Genomic DNA, 16,035 nt, shown 5'->3' on the forward strand with positions numbered 1-16,035 from the left:
GAGACTCCAGTGGAAGAGGCTTCGGCCGATGACGCCGTGGTCGAGGACGCTGCGACTGAAGAGACGACGGCCGACGAAGCCGTGGCTGAGGACGCTTCGGCGGACGACGCTTCGGTCGAGGACGCTTCGGTTGAAGACGCGGCGGACAAGACCGACACGAAGAGCGAGGGCGACAAGGCCTGATGCCCTTCGTCAGCATCCGCATCTCGGGGTCCGCCACCAAGGACCAGAAGTCCGGCATCGTCGCCGACGTCACCCAGTCGCTCGTGCAGCGGCTGGGAAAGAACCCGGCTGCGGTGCAGATCGTGATCGAAGAGGTCTCGACCGAGAATTACGGCGCGGGCGGCCAGTTGCTGGTCGACCGCGACGCTCCGAGGACGCCAGCGCAGGAGGACGCACATGCGGAACCCTCCCGATGACACTGCGCCGCTAAACTCCCCTCCCGCTCGCGGGAGGGGTCGGGGGAGGGCAGTCACGGCTGCTGCCCCTGCGGATAGCCCCTCCCCTGCCCCCTCCCGCGAGCGGGAGGGGAATGATCCCGTTCGCAAGTGCATCCTCTCCGGGGAACGCGACGTCAGGCCGCATCTGGTGCGACTCGCGTTGTCCCCAGATGGGCAAATCCTTCCCGACGTGCGCGCCAAGGCTCCAGGCCGCGGCGCGTGGATCGGTGTCACGCGAGTCGAGCTCGAAGCCGCGATCAAGAAGGGCAAGCTCAAGGGCGCTCTGTCCCGCGCTTTCAAGACCGGCGAGTTCACCATCGATCCCGAGCTTCCCGCCAAGATCGAATCCGCGCTGGAGCGTAACGCGCTCGACCGGCTCGGGCTCGAATCGCGCTCGGGGACAGTGCTGATCGGCTCCGACCGGATCGAGCAGAACGCGCGGCAAGGGAAGCTGAAGGCGCTGTATCACGCGTCCGACGCGGCCGAGGACGGCAACCGCAAGCTCGATCAGGCGTGGCGCATCGGCAACGATGTCGAGGGCTCGGGTTTGCGGGGGTTGGCACTCCCTGTGTCACGCACCATATTGGCGTTGGCGCTGGGGCGGGAAAATGTGGTACACATTGGCCTGACCGACCGCGCTGCAGCAAAGCGGGTGAGCGAAGCGCTCGACCGTTGGCTGCATTTTATCGGCCCCGAACCTTCTTCCGTGTCTTGCGAAACGGCCTCGCAGGGCGCATCGGCGTCACCACAAAATGGGGCGCCACCGATACAACAGGCGTCCGGATCGACCGGAACACGCCCGGCCGTGGACATGACTGAGGAATTTGAGTGAGCGACACGGACAACGAGAAGCCGAAACTTGGCATGCGCGCACCTTTGGGTGTGAAGCGCACGGTCGAGACCGGCCAGGTGAAGCAGAGCTTCAGCCACGGCCGATCGAATACGGTGATCGTGGAAACCAAGCGCGCGCGCGTCCTGCGCCGTCCGGGCGAGCCCGACGTGCAGGTCGCGGATGCCGCACCGGTTGCCGCGCCCGCCCCGGCGGCTGCTCCCGCAGCCCCGGCACCGCAGGCGCGCGCACCGCAGCCTGCGCCGGCCCCCGTGCGTCAGCAGCAGAGCAATCTGTCGCCGCAGGAGCGCCAGGCCAAGCTGCTCCGCGAAGCCGAAGAGCAGCGCATGAACACGCTGGAAGAAGGGCGTCGTCGCCAGGAAGCCGAGCGCGCCAAGGCGATCGAAGACGAGCGTAATCGCGTCGCCGATCGTGCGCGTGCCGAGGCTGAAGCCAAGGCGCCGAAGCCCGTCGAGGCTCCTGCGCCCGCACCGGCCCCTGTGGTCGAAGCGGCTCCCGCTCCGGTCGCGGCTCCGACGCCAGCGCCTGCGCCGGTCGAAGCCCCCGTTGCTGCGGCGCCTGCCCCGGCACCGGTTGCCGCGGCTCCTGCGCCTGCACCGAAGCCTGCGCCGGTAGTGGCTGCTCCTGCGCCGGCCCCCAAGCCTGCGCCAGCTCCTGTCGCACCGCCGGCACCGCCGCCCGTCATCGAACTGACCCGCGATCCGGCGTTCCCGGCACCACGCCGGTTCTCGCCGGTGGCGCGTCCCGAGCGTCCGCCGCCGCCGCCGAAGCCTGTCGCAGCACCCGCTACCGCAGCACCGACCACGGCTGCGAATGCCGGCACGACCGCGGCTCGCCCCGGTGCGACCGGTGTCAATGCTCCGGCTGGTGGCGTTCGTCGCGACGCAGTGCCGGCACGTCCGCAGCAGCGTGACCGCAAGGGTGACGATCGTCGCACCTCGGGCAAGCTCACCGTCAACCGCGCCCTCGGCGATGGTGATGGTGCACGCGCTCGCTCGCTCGCCGCGCTGAAGCGTGCGCGTGAGAAGGAGCGTCGTGGCACCGGTGGTCCGCGCGAGGCGCAGGCCAAGCAGATCCGCGACGTCGTCGTCCCCGAGGCGATCACGGTGCAGGAACTCGCCAACCGCATGGCCGAGAAGGGTGCCGACCTCGTCAAGGCGCTGTTCAAGATGGGCATGCCCGTCACGATGACGCAGACGATCGACCAGGATACCGCCGAGCTGCTCGTCACCGAGTTCGGCCACAACCTGACGCGCGTCAGCGATGTCGACCAGGATCTGGCCAACGACACGATCGACGATGCCGAGGAGACGTTGAAGCCACGTGCCCCGGTCGTCACGATCATGGGTCACGTCGATCACGGCAAGACGTCGCTGCTCGATGCCCTGCGCGGCACCGACGTGGTGCGCGGCGAAGCGGGTGGCATCACCCAGCATATCGGCGCCTACCAGGTCACGCTGAAGGACAAGTCGAAGATCACCTTCCTCGACACCCCGGGCCATGAGGCGTTCACGCAGATGCGTGCGCGTGGCGCGGACGTCACCGACATCGTCATCCTGGTGGTGGCGGCCGACGACGGCCTGATGCCGCAGACGGTGGAGGCGATCGCCCACACCAAGGCGGCGGGCGTGCCGATGATCGTCGCGATCAACAAGATCGACAAGGAAGGCGCCAATGCCCAGAAGGTGCGCGAGCGCCTGCTGAGCGAGGAGATCGTGGTCGAGGACATGGGCGGCGACGTCCAGGACGTCGAAGTCTCAGCGACCAAGAAGATCGGTCTCGATGCGTTGATCGAGAAGATCCAGCTCCAGGCCGAACTGCTCGAACTGCGCGCCAATCCGGATCGCGCCGCCGAGGGTACGGTGATCGAGGCCAAGCTCGACAAGGGTCGCGGGCCCGTCGCGACGATCCTCGTCAACCGCGGTACGCTGCGGGTCGGCGACATCTTCGTGGTCGGCGGCGAGAGCGGCAAGGTCCGTGCGCTGGTCGACGACAAGGGCAAGCAGATCAAGGAAGCGGGTCCGGCGATGCCGGTCGAGGTCCTCGGTCTGTCGGGTGTTCCGCAGGCGGGCGACCCGTTCCAGGTCGTCGAGAACGAGGCACGCGCCCGCGAAGTCGCGGAATATCGTCGCAGCGTGAAGACCGACAAGCGGACCGCCTCGGTTCCTGCCAGCCTTGAGAGCATGTTCTCGGCGCTGAAGGAAAAGCAGGCGATCGAATATCCGCTGGTCGTGAAGGCGGATACGCAGGGCACGGTCGAAGCGATCGTCGGGGCGATCAACAAGATCTCCACCGACCTGATCAAGGCGCGCGTGCTGAGCTCGGGCGTCGGTGGCATCACCGAATCGGACGTCACCTTGGCGGCCGCATCGGGGGCGCCGATCATCGGCTTCAACGTCCGCCCGAACGCGAAGGCACGCGAGATCGCCGAGCGCCAGAAGGTCGCGTTCAAATATTACGACGTGATCTACGACCTGATCGACGAGATCCGGGCGGGGATGGCAGGCGAGCTTGGGCCGGAAGCGTTCGAGACGGTCGTCGGTCGTGCCGACATCCGCGAGGTCTTCTCGGCGGGCAAGCACGGCAAGGCGGCAGGTCTGCTCGTCACCGAGGGCAATATCCGCAAGGCGCTCAAGGCCCGTATCACGCGCAACGACGTCATCATCTACCAGGGCGAAATCGCATCGCTGCGTCGCTTCAAGGATGATGTCGCCGAGGTCCGTGCGGGGCTCGAGTGCGGCGTGACGTTCACGTCGAACTTCGTCGACATCAAGGCCGGCGACGTCCTCGAGACGTTCGAAGTCGAGATGCGCGAACGCACGCTTTGAAGCCTAGAGCCCTCTCCCCTGCGGGGAGAGGGTTGGGTGAGGGGCCGTATCGCGCAATAGCGTTCGTGGCCGCCCCTCACCGCCACCCTCTCCCCGGAGGGGCGAGGGAGTTAGAAGAATGAAGACCGATACCCCAGAAGCAAAAGCCGTCCGCTCATTGCGCGTCGGTGAACAGGCGCGCCATGCGCTGTCCGACATCCTCGCACGCGGCGACGTCCACGATCCGGTGCTCGAAAAGCACCTCGTGACGATCACCGAAGTCCGCATGTCCCCCGACCTCCGCCACGCCACCGTCTTCGTGAAGCCCCTGCTGGGCAAGGACGAGGAAAAGGTGCTGAAGGCGCTCCGCACCAACACCGCCTACCTCCAGCGCGAAGTCGCGAACCGGGTGCAGATGCGGTATGCGGCGAAGCTGAAGTTCCTCGCGGACGAGAGCTTCGACGAGGGCACGCACATCGACACGCTGCTGCGTGACCCGCACATCGCGCGGGATCTGACCGAAGATTGACGGTAAGCCGGGTAAGGCGCAGGCTTGGGCCATGGGTAACGAAGTCACTATTTCATCGAAGGGTCAGGTCGTCATCCCCCAGGACGTGCGGGATGCGTTGAACCTGAAGGCTGGTGCAAAGCTGATACTGCGCCAAGTCGGACATCACATCGTACTCGAAGCACCCGAGCCCCCGCGCAAAACGATCAGCTACGAGGAGTTCCGACGGCGCGTTCCCCGTTATGACGGTCCAACGATCGCGATTGAGGACATGACAATGGACATCGGCACGCTGTTTCGCGATTGGAAAGTCTGAGCGACGTGATCGCCGTCGACACGAATATCGTCGTCCGCCTGATCGTAGCTGATGACGCCGCACAGGTCGCGCTTGCCCTTGATTTGGCGAGCCGGGAGCTTTTATACGTCGGGATGACCGTTCTACTTGAAACAGAATGGGTCCTGCGCTCTAAATATCATTTTGATCGCGTCACCCTTTGCTCAGCGCTGTTAGACTTTGGCGATTTGCCGTTCATCCGGTTCGAAGCCGACCAGGATATCCGCTGGGCTCTGGCCCGCTATGCGGAGGCGGGCGAACTGGCCGACTATATCCATATCGCAGCGGCGCGGGAGGTCGGACGGTTTGCCACGTTCGAACGCCGACTAAACCGCCGAGCCGGTGACGCCCCGCCTGCTCGCATCGAGACACTGATCTGATGGCCAAGCTGTATTTCTACTACGCGTCGATGAACGCGGGGAAGTCGACGAACCTGTTGCAGGCGGACTTCAACTACCGCGAGCGGGGGATGCGGACGATGCTGTTTACCGCGGGCGTAGACGATCGGTTCGCGGCGGGGACGATTACGTCGCGGATCGGGCTGGAGGCGCCGGCGATCGCGTTCGATGCGGGGACGGATATCGGGGCTTGCGTGGTTCGACAGCACGGCGCGGACGCGATCTCATGTGTGCTGGTGGACGAGGCGCAGTTTTTGACGTCTGCGCAGGTCGATCAGCTTGCGCATATCTGCGACGTGGTTGGGATTCCGGTGCTGGCGTATGGCTTGCGGACTGATTTCCAGGGGGCGCTGTTTCCGGGGTCGGCGCGGTTGCTCGCGCTGGCGGACTCGTTGGTGGAGATCAAGTCGGTTTGCGGGTGTGGGCGGAAAGCTACGATGAACCTGCGGGTCGATGGGAACGGGCGGGCGATTGCCGAGGGGCAGCAGACCGAAATTGGTGGGAACGATCGGTATGTCGCACTGTGTCGGCGGCATTTTACCGAAGCTTTGGGCTGAACCTTACTCCCCTGCCCGTTCGTGCTGAGCGAAGTCGAAGCACCTTTGCCTCATGCCCTTCGACTTCGCTCAGGACGAACGGGGGGGGGCCAGTATTCTAGGACTTACGCGCATGCATGGCTGGATCATTCTCGACAAGCCGCTGGGGCTTGGCTCGACGCAGGGGGTGTCGGCGGTGAAGCGTGCCTTGCGCAGCGGCGGGTATGGGAAGTTCAAGGTGGGGCATGGGGGGACGCTCGATCCGCTCGCTACCGGGGTTTTGCCGATCGCCGTCGGGGAGGCGACGAAGCTGGCTGGGCGGATGCTCGATAGCGACAAGATTTATGATTTCACGGTGATGTTCGGGGTTCAGACGGATACGCTGGATGCCGAGGGGGTGAGCATCGCTACGTCCGATGTGCGGCCGACTCTGGCGGCGGTGGAGGCGGTGCTTGCGCAGTTCACCGGGCCGATTTCTCAGGTGCCGCCGGCGTATTCCGCGCTGAAGGTGGATGGGGAGCGGGCGTATGATCTGGCTCGTGCTGGACATGAGGTGGTGCTCGCGAGCCGGGATGTGACGATCCATTCGTTATCCTCCCCGGTACGGGGAGGGGGACCAGCGCAGCTGGTGGAGGGGGGCTTCCGCGGGCGTTCCGCTGGTGGCGAGCCCCCCTCCACCACCGTCCAAGCGGACGGCGGTCCCCCTCCCCGTGCCGGGGAGGAATTGCAGTCCACCCTGCCCCACACTCTCCTTGAGGAGGTCACGCTTACCGCGCATGTCTCGAAGGGCACCTACATCCGCTCCCTCGCGCGCGACATCGCGATCGCGCTCGGCACCTTCGGCCACGTCACCATGCTGCGCCGTAACAAGGCCGGTCCGTTCGACCTCACATCCGCGATATCGCTGGACAAACTGGACGAACTCGCTAGAGGCAACGCGCTTGAAGATGTACTTCTGCCCTTGAGGGTGGCGCTGGACGACATCCCGGCTCTCTCCCTCACCCCCGACCAGGCAGGGGCGCTCCGACAGGGGCGTATCTTGGCCGGGATCGCCGCAGACGATGGCCAATACTTCGCCGAACTGGACGCTGTCCCGGTCGCGCTGGTTGAGGTCGAGGACGGAGACGTCCGGGTCGTTCGCGGTTTCAATCTGTGATGTCGAGGACATGAATTCATGACGATTACCGCTGAACGCAAGACCGAGCTCGTCAAGGAGCATTCGCGCGCCGAGGGTGACACCGGTTCGCCGGAAGTCCAGGTCGCGATCCTGACCGAGCGCATCAAGAACCTGACCGAGCATTTCAAGGGTCACAAGAAGGACAACCACTCGCGTCGTGGTCTTCTCATGATGGTCAACAAGCGCCGGACGCTGCTGGATTATCTCCGTCACAAGGACGGCCAGCGCTATCTGGATCTGATCGCGAAGCTCGGTCTCCGCAAGTAACTTAGACGGCTCCCCTCGGGGGGCCGTTTTCGTATATAGGGTTGTTCTCCCGCGAAGGCGGGAGTCCAGACTGGGCCCCCGCCTTCGCGGGGGAACAAGGAACTGGAGCGGCGGCAATTCGGCCACCCCTCCTGGGATGACAATTCATCCCACACCGCCGCGGGCCGGCTAAGCCCGCACATAGGCCCCAAACGCATCTGGCGTTTGGAGTGAAGGAAAAAGAATGTTCGATACCAAGACCGTAAGCGCCCAGTGGGGCGGCAAGACGCTGACGCTCGAGACCGGCCGCGTTGCGCGCCAGGCTAACGGCGCAGTGCTCGCCACCCTCGGCGAGACCGTCGTTCTGTGCGCCGTGACGGCTGCACGGACCGTCAAGGAAGGGCAGGATTTCTTCCCGCTCACCGTCCATTACCAGGAGAAGTTCTCCGCGAGCGGCCGCATACCCGGCGGCTTCTTCAAGCGTGAGCGCGGCGCGACCGAGAAGGAGACGCTGACCAGCCGTCTCATCGATCGCCCGATCCGTCCCCTCTTCCCAGAGGGTTTCTACAACGAGATCAATGTGATCTGCCAGGTTCTGTCGTATGACGGCGAGAACGAGCCGGACGTCCTCGCGATGGTCGCGGCCTCCGCAGCGCTGACGATCTCGGGCGTGCCGTTCATGGGCCCGATCGGCGCAGCACGCGTCGGTTACGTCGATGGCGCGTACATCCTCAACCCGACGCTGGAAGAAGCCAAGGCTGGCGATCTCGACCTCGTCGTCGCCGCCACCGGCCAGGCCGTGATGATGGTCGAATCGGAAGCCAAGGAGCTTTCGGAAGAGATCATGCTCGGCGCCGTGCAGTTCGCCCACAAGGCCTGCCGCGAAGCCGCCAATTTGATCATCGACCTGGCCGAGAAGGCCGCCAAGGATCCTTGGGAAATGGCCGAGCAGGCCGACCTCTCGACCGCCAAGGACAAGCTGAAGAAGCTGATCGGCAAGGACATCGCCGCCGCCTACAAGGTGACCGACAAGTCCAAGCGTTCAGACCTGCTGAACGCCGCTCGTGCGAAGGGCAAGACCGCATTTGCGGACGCGTCCCCGCAGGACCAGATGGCTGCCGGCAAGCTGATGAAGAAGCTGGAGGCGGAGATCGTCCGCGGCGCCATCCTCAAGGACGGCACCCGCATCGACGGCCGCACCACCACGCAGATCCGTCCGATCGAGGCGATGGTCCATTTCCTCCCGCGCACGCATGGCTCGGCCTTGTTCACACGCGGCGAGACGCAGTCGATCTGCACCACCACGCTCGGCACGCGTGATGCAGAGCAGATGATCGACGGCCTCAACGGCCTGTCGTACGAAAACTTCATGCTGCACTACAACTTCCCGCCATACTCGGTCGGTGAAGTCGGTCGCTTCGGTGCGCCGGGTCGTCGCGAAGTCGGTCACGGCAAGCTCGCATGGCGCGCGCTGCACCCGGTGCTGCCGACCAAGGAAGAGTTCCCGTACACGATCCGCGTTCTCAGCGACATCACCGAGAGCAACGGCTCGTCGTCGATGGCGACGGTTTGCGGCGGTTCGCTGTCGATGATGGATGCGGGCGTCCCGCTGAAGCGTCCGGTGTCGGGCATCGCGATGGGCCTGATCCTCGAGGGCAAGAACTTCGCGGTTCTGTCGGACATCCTCGGCGACGAGGATCACCTCGGCGACATGGACTTCAAGGTTGCGGGCACGTCCGAGGGCATCACCACGATGCAGATGGACATCAAGATCGCCGGCATCACCGAGGAGATCATGGGCAAGGCGCTGGCGCAGGCCAAGGAAGGCCGCGCGCACATCCTGGGCGAGATGGCCAAGGCACTCGACCACACCCGTGAGGAACTCAGCGCCCACGCACCGCGCATCGAGAGCTTCCAGATCGACAAGTCGAAGATCCGTGAAGTCATCGGCACCGGCGGCAAGGTGATCCGCGAGATCGTCGCGCAGACCGGCGCCAAGGTCGACATCGACGACGAGGGCGTGATCAAGGTGTCGTCGTCCGACCCCGCGCAGATCGAAGCCGCGATCAAGTGGATCAAGGGCCTCGTCGAGGAAGCCGAAGTCGGCAAGGTCTATGACGGCAAGGTCGTCAACCTGGTCGATTTCGGGGCGTTCGTGAACTTCATGGGTGGCAAGGACGGTCTCGTCCACGTGTCCGAAATCAAGAACGAGCGCGTCGAGAAGGTTTCTGATGCGCTGACCGAAGGCCAGGAGGTCAAGGTCAAGGTTCTCGAGATCGACCCGCGCGGCAAGGTACGCCTGTCGATGCGCGTCGTCGACCAGACGACCGGCGAAGAGCTTGAGGACACGCGTCCTGCCCGTGAGCCACGCGAAGGCGGTGACCGTGGTCCGCGCGGCCCGCGTCGTGATGGCGATGGCGGTCGTGATGCTGGCAACGGCGGTGGTCGTGGCCCACGCGGCGAAGGCGGCGGCGATCGCGGCTCGCGTGGCCCGCGTCGTGACGGCGACGGTGGCCGTGACGCAGGCGGCAACGGCGGTGGCCGTGGCCCGCGTCGTGACGGCGGTGGTCAGGGCGGCGAGCGCGCTCCCCGCGCCGAGCGTACCGAGGGCGACAAGGCCCCCGAGTTCGCTCCGGCCTTCCTGACTGGCGATCGCGACTAAGCCTTTGCCGCCTAACGGCAATTGATAGAGGGGCTCGGGAAACCGGGCCCCTTTCTCATATCAGGCTCGCTTTGCCGCGTTATGGTCCGATAAGGCGATTAATGTCGGAACGGAGCGGCATGCCGGAAGTTCGAACCGGTATGAACGCCATTCGTAAATCTGTCATACTGGTCGTCGACGACGACGCGCTCGTCCGTGTCCATTCCAACCTCGCGCTGGAGGATGCCGGCTACGAAGTCGTCGAAGCGACCAATGCGGCCGACGCTCTGGTCAAGCTCAAGGAGCGGCCCGACATCGCGGCCTTGTTCACCGATGTGCGCATGCCGGGAGCTCTAAACGGCATCGACCTCGCGCATGCGGTCCACGCGCAACGTCCCGACATCGCGATCCTGGTCACGTCGGGCGCCGACAACGGTGCGTCGTCTGCCCTCCCCGCGGCTGCGCGGTTTCTGCAAAAGCCCTATACGAAGGCGCAGCTCAGTCAGATGCTCCAGCACGGACAGACAGTGCGCGCATAGACCTGATAGCGATGTCGCGATTACTGGCCTCGATACGCGCCGCCGACGATAGTCATTGCCGCCGGCGATAATTGGGATCACCCTCCGCTCCCAGAGCATCGACTCGTGGGGGCGGTATGATGGCGACGGCAAACACTTTGGCGGCCACGCCGCGAAACGCTTTCGCCAGCGAGCGGCGCTTCTTCCTCGGCATGGCGATAGCGATCGCGGCGACGGTGATCCTAGGCTTCACGGTTAACGCCGCGCGAATGCACTGGACGTTCTTCGCGTTACCCGTCCAAGTCCATCTGCACGCCGCCGCTTTTCTATCATGGATCATACTCTACGTCGTTCAGAACTGGCTGATCGTGCGCGGTTCGATCACGCGCCATCGCCAGCTGGGGGTGCTGGGCGCGGGTATCGCGGTGACGATGGTCGTGCTTGGCATCGTCACCACCGTCATGGCGATCCAGCAGCACCGCGTGCCTCCGTTCTTTCCGCCCGGCATTTTCCTGGTACTCGACGTGCTGGGCGTGATCGGGTTCGGCATCCTCACCGCCTGGGCGATCGTGCTGCGCAAGCAGGCGGCGTGGCACAAGCGGTTGATGTTGTGCGGGACGATCCTGGTGATGTCGCCGGCGCTCGGGCGGATCCTGCCGATGCCGCTGCTCGGCACGTTCGCGCCGACCGCGGTATTCGCATCGATGGCGGTGTATGTGATCGCCGGGATGCTGTTCGACGTGCGCTCGCGGGGGGCCGTGCATCCGGCCTATTACTGGGGTGGCGGCGTGCTGGCGGTGACGCAGGCGCTGGTCGGGCCGCTCGGCGTCAGTCCGCCGGTGCTGCGGCTGGTCGCGCAGCTGGCGGTGTGACGGAAGGTTAGTGGGGAGCTTCTGTTGCTCGGTGCCCCCCGTACCGCCGGTGTCCACTTCTGTTGCCCGGTGTGGCCCGAACCGCGCTTTCGTCCGTATAACCTAGGTCGTTAGACCGTCAGTTATGCGGCAATTGCGAGTGCTTCGTTATCGTTGGCACTTGTGTATGGGCCGTTGCGGTGGTCCCATTCCGAGCGAAACATAGCGTCGTTGAACACACGTCGATCCTAGTTCGACCCCGTCATCGTCCCCCTCTTGCGAAGAGGGCGGTGGTGGAGTCGCCGGGTACTGCCCCCGGGTCCGCTGTGTCTATGACACGCCACGATTTATCGCCATAGCCGCCAAGAGAAGATTCCCCCGACGGCATCACCGATATAGGGGGGCCGCATCGATCTGAAAAGCCCAGCCAAATGAAAAGACTGGCGCGGTGGCGGCACTCTCCCAGATAAATCTCCGAAGGGTTCGCATACAGCGTGCCAAACCGCCTTTCGCTCGCCACAAAGCGCGTGCATAGCAACCTGCATTATGTTGACGCAGCGCTCCCGCTACGCGCTCCGCGCGATGATCTTCCTTGGCGGCGCTCCCGCCGGTGGCCCTCCCATCCCGATGACGCGGATCGCCGCCGAGGCAAACGTCCCGCGCAAATTCCTCGAGCTGATCCTCGCCGACCTGCGCGAGTCCGGCCTGCTCCACAGCCATCGCGGCAAGATGGGCGGCTACCGCCTGTCGCGGCCGAGCCATCTTATCTCGCTCGGCGAAATCATCCGGATCATCGAGGGCCCGCTCGCACTTGTCCCGTGCGTGAGCCGGACCGCGTACCGGCCGTGCCTCGACTGCAAGAGTGAAGCCGACTGCGCGATCCGCTTTGCGATGATGCGCGTGCGCGACGAGACCGCGCGGATCCTGGACGGGACCAGCCTGGCGGATGCCAACGCCGAGGAACTGGTAGCGGCTTAGGCTTTCCCTTCTCCCCTCGGGGAGAAGGTGGCGCGGCAGCGTCGGATGGGGGGAGTTGGGATGCGCTCCCGAGCCTCACTCCCCTCACCCTTCCGTCGCCCAAGGCTCCTCCCCCCTCTCCACGGCGGGGAGAGGGACAAGAATGTCACCCCCGCGCCTTCAGCTCGTCGCGGATCTCGCGCAGCAGCGCGATCTCGACCGGCTCCGGCGCAGGCGCGACGGCCACCGCCTCTTCCTCGCGCTTCAACCTTGCCGTCTCGCGCTCGATCAGCGCCGCCGTACGGTTCACCACCCGCAGGATCATGAAGATGATACCCGCGACGATCACGAAATTGACCAGCTGCGTCGCGAACGCGCCATAGCCGAGCAGCGGTACGCCAGCCTTCTTGAGCGCCGCGTAATCGCTGAGCGAGCCTGCATAGTTCGCCGGCACCGGCCCCATCCGCCAGAAATAGCTCGAGAAGTCGAGCCCGCCGAAGATCTTGCCGATGACCGGCATCAGCACGTCGTCGGTCAGCGACGTGACGATCTTGCCGAATGCCGCGCCGATAATCACCGCGATGGCGAGATCGAGCACGTTGCCGCGCATGATGAACGCCCGAAACTCTTTAAACATTGGCGAATTCCTTGAGCATGTCGCCCCCTTTGTTGCCGGGCAAAGCTAACCGCCGATTTCGGTTTCGCCAACCCTGCGGACTGTCCTATGAGGGTGACACAGGTATTCAGGAGAGCCCCGATGTCACGTGCCCCAATCGCCCGCGGTACCGCCGCGATCCTTCTCGCATCGGCGCTGGCCGGGTGCGGGATCAACAGCATTCCGACCGCGGAAGAGACCGCGAAGGCACGCTGGGCCGACGTCCAGAACAATTATCAACGCCGCGCCGACCTGATCCCCAACCTCGTCGCGACCGTGAAGGCGGCAGGCGCGCAGGAAAAGGACATCCTCGTCCAGGTGACGCAGGCGCGTTCTGCTGCGAACTCCGTGCAGGTGTCGGCTGCCGATCTCTCCGATCCGGCGAAGATGGAGCAGTATCAGCGCGTCCAGGGTGCCGTCGGCGTGTCGCTCCAGCGCTTGCAGGAGGCATATCCCGAGCTGAAGAGCCAGGGCAACTACACCACGCTGATGAGCCAGCTCGAGGGCACCGAGAACCGCATCACGATCGCGCGACGCGATTACAACGGCGCGGTGCAGGCGTATAACACCAAGATCCGCACTTTCCCCGACGCGGTCGGCGCGAAGATCTTCTATGGCGCCAAGCCGATGGTGCCGTTCGCGGCGACCACGCCGGGTGCCGAGACCGCGCCGACGGTGAACTTCGGCAACGCGAGCTGATCGCATTATGCTCCGCCACCTCCTGACGCTGGCGTTCGCGGTGCTGCTGGGAAGCGCCGCCGCAACCGCGCAGACGCTTCCGAAGTTCACCGGTTTCGTCGTCGATGCGGCGAACGTGATCCCGCCCGACCAGGAAGCGGCGCTGACCAAGCGGCTCGACGACCTGCAAAAGACGACCGGCAACCAGCTGGCGGTCGCGACGGTGCCCGATCTCGAAGGCTATCCGATCGAGGATTACGGCAATAGCCTGCTGCGGAGCTGGGGCGTCGGGCTGAAGGATGCGAACAACGGCGCGATCCTGCTGGTCGCGCCGAACGACCGGAAGGTGCGGATCGAGGTTGGCTATGGCCTGGAGCCGGTGCTGACCGACGCGTTCTCCAGCGTCGTCATCAACCAGGAGATCCTGCCGCGCTTCAAGGCGGGCGACATCCCCGGTGGTATCGTCGCGGGCACGAACGCGGTGGCGGACCAGCTCGCGCTGCCCGATGCGGAGGCGCGCGCGAAGGTGACGGCTGCGGCGGCGGAGTATGACAAGACGCACGGTCGTTCGAACTCAGGCGACGGCGGCGTGCCGATTGGGCTGATCTTCTTCGGGATCGTGCTCGCAGCGATCGTCATTCCGATGATCTCGCGCCGCGCGGGTGGCAAGAATTACGTCGATGGCGGCAGCCGGAGCGGTGGCAGCGGCGCCTTGCCGATCGTGCTGTGGAGCATCGCCGACGCGATGACTCGTGGCGGCGGTGGCGGCGGCGGCGGAAGCTGGGGCGGTGGCGGCGACAGCGGTGGTGGCGGCTGGGGCGGCGGTGGTTTCGGCGGCGGCGGCGGTGGATCCGGCGGCGGCGGCGGCGCATCGGGGGGATGGTGACATGCGGTTGAGCGACACCGACCACGACCGCGTCACCGCGGCGGTCACCCAGGCGGAGACCGCGACGACCGGCGAGATCGTCACGATCGTCGCGCGGCAGTCCGATGCCTATCACGACGTATCGATGCACTGGGGCGTGCTGGCGATGCTGCTGACGCTGGCGCTGCTCGCGTACCACCCGGTTGCGGCGGACCATATCTACGCCCGGGTCGATCCCTGGCAGGCGGCACCGCAGGGTGCGCTGTACGTGGTCGCGCTGGTGCTGGCGACTTTGGTGTTCCTCGCGGTGCGGCTCGTGCTGGCGTGGACACCGGCGCGGCTCGCGCTGACGCCGGGTGCGACCAAGGCGCGGCGGGTGCGGCGGCGGGCTCTGCTCCTGTTTCGGGCGGGGGCCGAGAAGCGGACCAAGGGTTCGACTGGCGTATTGCTGTACCTGTCGCTGGCCGAGCACCGGGCGGAAATCATCGCCGACGATGCGATCCACTCGCGCGTGCCGAACGAAACCTGGGGTGCGGCGATGGCGGCGGTGCTGGCCGGCGTCCGCGACGATCGTCCCGCCGACGGCATGGCGGATGCGGTCGCGCAGATCGGCGCGGTGCTCGCCGAGCATTTCCCGAGGACCGGTGCGCCGGTGAACGAACTTCCGGACAGGCTGATCGAATTATGAGCAAGACCGTATGGGCCGGCAAATTCCTGACCGTGCAGACCGAGGGCACGTGGGAATTTGCCGCGCGTCAGGGCGAGATCGCGGCGGCGGTGATCGTCGCGATCGACGACGGCGACGTGATTCTGGTGGAGCAGTTCCGCGTGCCGCTCGGGCGGGCGTGCCTGGAGCTACCGGCGGGGTTGGTCGGTGACGAGACCGCGGGCGAGAGCGTCGCGGTGGCGGCCGGCCGCGAGCTGGAGGAAGAGACCGGCTACCGCGCGGACGCGATCGAGGACCTGGGGGTGTTCTATTCGTCGCCGGGGATGACCTCGGAATGCTTCACGCTGGTCCGCGCGACAGGGCTGACGAAGGTTAGCGATGGCGGCGGGGATGGCGACGAGAACATCACGGTGCACCGGGTGCCGCTGGCGGACGTGCCGGCGTTCGTAGCCGAGAAGCGTGCGGCGGGCGTGGCGATCGATACCAAGATGCTGCTGATCCTGGCGGGGTCGATACTCTAACCAAGACCTGTTTCCCCACGAAGGCGGGGACCCAGACTGGGCTCCCGCCTTTGCGGGATAACAAGGAAGTACGGGGGGCCTAGCGCCGCTCCCTCCGCTTACTTGAAATTGTCGGCGTAGCTCTGGAGCTTCAGCGTCTTCTGCGGCGCCGGCACGACGGTGTAGCCGAACCCCTCGCGCTCGCAGTGCGCGATCGCCGCTTCCGCGGTCGGGAACAGCAGGCGCAGCTGGTCGCGCGTGTCGCCGCTGCCGGCCCAGCCGGTGAGCGGGTCGGGCCGCTTGGGCTCCGACGGTTCGAATTCGAGCTGCCAGGCGTCGGTCCGGTGCTTGCCGGACTGCATGGCGTTCTTGGGGCGCTGGAAGATACGGGCGGTTGGCATGCCCCC

General features: G+C 65.6%; 19 protein-coding genes and 1 other RNA gene. 17 read left to right on the top strand and 3 right to left on the bottom strand.

The window, feature by feature from the left end; all coding sequences use genetic code 11:
- Positions 1-182: 182 nt before the first annotated feature.
- The 12 genes from C8J44_RS09455 (at position 183) to C8J44_RS09510 (ending at position 11,327) form a co-directional block, all read left to right on the top strand.
- A complete protein-coding gene (locus tag C8J44_RS09455; RefSeq protein WP_121904288.1) occupies positions 183-419 on the top strand; it encodes a 4-oxalocrotonate tautomerase family protein in 237 nt (78 codons plus the stop codon).
- Positions 400-1,272, top strand: coding sequence for a DUF448 domain-containing protein (locus C8J44_RS09460; RefSeq protein WP_121904289.1), 873 nt, complete (start codon positions 400-402; stop codon positions 1,270-1,272). The genes C8J44_RS09455 and C8J44_RS09460 overlap by 20 nt, the downstream gene beginning before the upstream one ends.
- On the top strand, positions 1,269-4,118 hold the full coding sequence (gene infB / locus C8J44_RS09465; RefSeq protein ID WP_121904290.1) for a translation initiation factor IF-2: 2,850 nt from the start codon (positions 1,269-1,271) through the stop codon (positions 4,116-4,118). The genes C8J44_RS09460 and infB overlap by 4 nt, the downstream gene beginning before the upstream one ends.
- A 118-nt stretch (positions 4,119-4,236) precedes the next feature.
- Entirely contained in the window at positions 4,237-4,626 is a 390-nt protein-coding gene (gene rbfA / locus C8J44_RS09470) for a 30S ribosome-binding factor RbfA (RefSeq protein ID WP_121904291.1), read from the top strand.
- 31 nt (positions 4,627-4,657) lie between these two features.
- Positions 4,658-4,921, top strand: coding sequence for an AbrB/MazE/SpoVT family DNA-binding domain-containing protein (locus C8J44_RS09475; protein WP_121904292.1), 264 nt, complete (start codon positions 4,658-4,660; stop codon positions 4,919-4,921).
- Positions 4,922-4,926: 5 nt separating this feature from the next.
- On the top strand, positions 4,927-5,319 hold the full coding sequence (locus C8J44_RS09480) for a type II toxin-antitoxin system VapC family toxin (RefSeq protein WP_183128748.1): 393 nt from the start codon (positions 4,927-4,929) through the stop codon (positions 5,317-5,319).
- A complete protein-coding gene (locus tag C8J44_RS09485; RefSeq protein ID WP_121904294.1) occupies positions 5,319-5,894 on the top strand; it encodes a thymidine kinase in 576 nt (191 codons plus the stop codon). Before C8J44_RS09480 ends, C8J44_RS09485 begins: the two co-directional genes overlap by 1 nt.
- A 112-nt stretch (positions 5,895-6,006) precedes the next feature.
- Entirely contained in the window at positions 6,007-7,029 is a 1,023-nt protein-coding gene (gene truB / locus C8J44_RS09490; RefSeq protein ID WP_121904683.1) for a tRNA pseudouridine(55) synthase TruB, read from the top strand.
- An 18-nt stretch (positions 7,030-7,047) separates the two neighbouring features.
- Positions 7,048-7,317 (top strand): 30S ribosomal protein S15, encoded by a 270-nt coding sequence (rpsO, locus tag C8J44_RS09495; RefSeq protein WP_055881152.1) that lies wholly within the window; start codon positions 7,048-7,050, stop codon positions 7,315-7,317.
- Between the two features lie 223 nt (positions 7,318-7,540).
- The gene (gene pnp / locus C8J44_RS09500; RefSeq protein WP_121904295.1) at positions 7,541-9,958 is read left to right on the top strand and encodes a polyribonucleotide nucleotidyltransferase; all 2,418 of its coding nucleotides are present in this window, start codon (positions 7,541-7,543) and stop codon (positions 9,956-9,958) included.
- Positions 9,959-10,077: 119 nt separating this feature from the next.
- Entirely contained in the window at positions 10,078-10,476 is a 399-nt protein-coding gene (locus tag C8J44_RS09505; RefSeq protein ID WP_183128749.1) for a response regulator, read from the top strand.
- 119 nt (positions 10,477-10,595) lie between these two features.
- Positions 10,596-11,327 (top strand): hypothetical protein, encoded by a 732-nt coding sequence (locus C8J44_RS09510; protein ID WP_147453165.1) that lies wholly within the window; start codon positions 10,596-10,598, stop codon positions 11,325-11,327.
- Positions 11,328-11,375: 48 nt separating this feature from the next.
- Here the strand turns inward: C8J44_RS09510 and ssrA are convergent.
- Positions 11,376-11,731, bottom strand: a transfer-messenger RNA (tmRNA) gene (gene ssrA, locus C8J44_RS09515).
- Positions 11,732-11,852: 121 nt separating this feature from the next.
- On the opposite strand from ssrA, the gene C8J44_RS09520 reads away from it, so the two are divergent.
- A complete protein-coding gene (locus C8J44_RS09520; RefSeq protein WP_107954747.1) occupies positions 11,853-12,284 on the top strand; it encodes an Rrf2 family transcriptional regulator in 432 nt (143 codons plus the stop codon).
- A 145-nt stretch (positions 12,285-12,429) separates the two neighbouring features.
- Here C8J44_RS09520 and mscL read toward each other — a convergent pair whose 3' ends face one another.
- Positions 12,430-12,900 carry a large conductance mechanosensitive channel protein MscL gene (mscL, locus tag C8J44_RS09525; RefSeq protein ID WP_121904298.1) on the bottom strand — a complete coding sequence of 157 codons (471 nt, stop codon included), beginning with the start codon at positions 12,898-12,900 and terminating at the stop codon, positions 12,430-12,432.
- 120 nt (positions 12,901-13,020) lie between these two features.
- Here mscL and C8J44_RS09530 point away from each other — a divergent pair, with 120 nt between their 5' ends.
- The 4 genes from C8J44_RS09530 to C8J44_RS09545 are packed head-to-tail and all read left to right on the top strand — an operon-like array spanning position 13,021 to position 15,649.
- Complete coding sequence (locus C8J44_RS09530; protein WP_056065884.1) at positions 13,021-13,617, top strand: LemA family protein; 597 nt, start codon at positions 13,021-13,023, stop codon at positions 13,615-13,617.
- Positions 13,618-13,624: 7 nt separating this feature from the next.
- Entirely contained in the window at positions 13,625-14,482 is an 858-nt protein-coding gene (locus tag C8J44_RS09535) for a YgcG family protein (RefSeq protein WP_121904299.1), read from the top strand.
- Position 14,483: 1 nt separating this feature from the next.
- Positions 14,484-15,149, top strand: coding sequence for a TPM domain-containing protein (locus C8J44_RS09540; RefSeq protein WP_121904685.1), 666 nt, complete (start codon positions 14,484-14,486; stop codon positions 15,147-15,149).
- Entirely contained in the window at positions 15,146-15,649 is a 504-nt protein-coding gene (locus C8J44_RS09545; protein WP_353467096.1) for an NUDIX hydrolase, read from the top strand. Before C8J44_RS09540 ends, C8J44_RS09545 begins: the two co-directional genes overlap by 4 nt.
- A 98-nt stretch (positions 15,650-15,747) precedes the next feature.
- Here C8J44_RS09545 and C8J44_RS09550 read toward each other — a convergent pair whose 3' ends face one another.
- Positions 15,748-16,029 (bottom strand): ETC complex I subunit, encoded by a 282-nt coding sequence (locus tag C8J44_RS09550; RefSeq protein ID WP_056051595.1) that lies wholly within the window; start codon positions 16,027-16,029, stop codon positions 15,748-15,750.
- Between the last annotated feature and the right edge of the window lie 6 nt (positions 16,030-16,035).

Origin of the sequence: Sphingomonas sp. PP-CE-3A-406 (assembly GCF_003688625.1) — a bacterium.
Taxonomy (GTDB): Bacteria; Pseudomonadota; Alphaproteobacteria; order Sphingomonadales; family Sphingomonadaceae; genus Sphingomonas.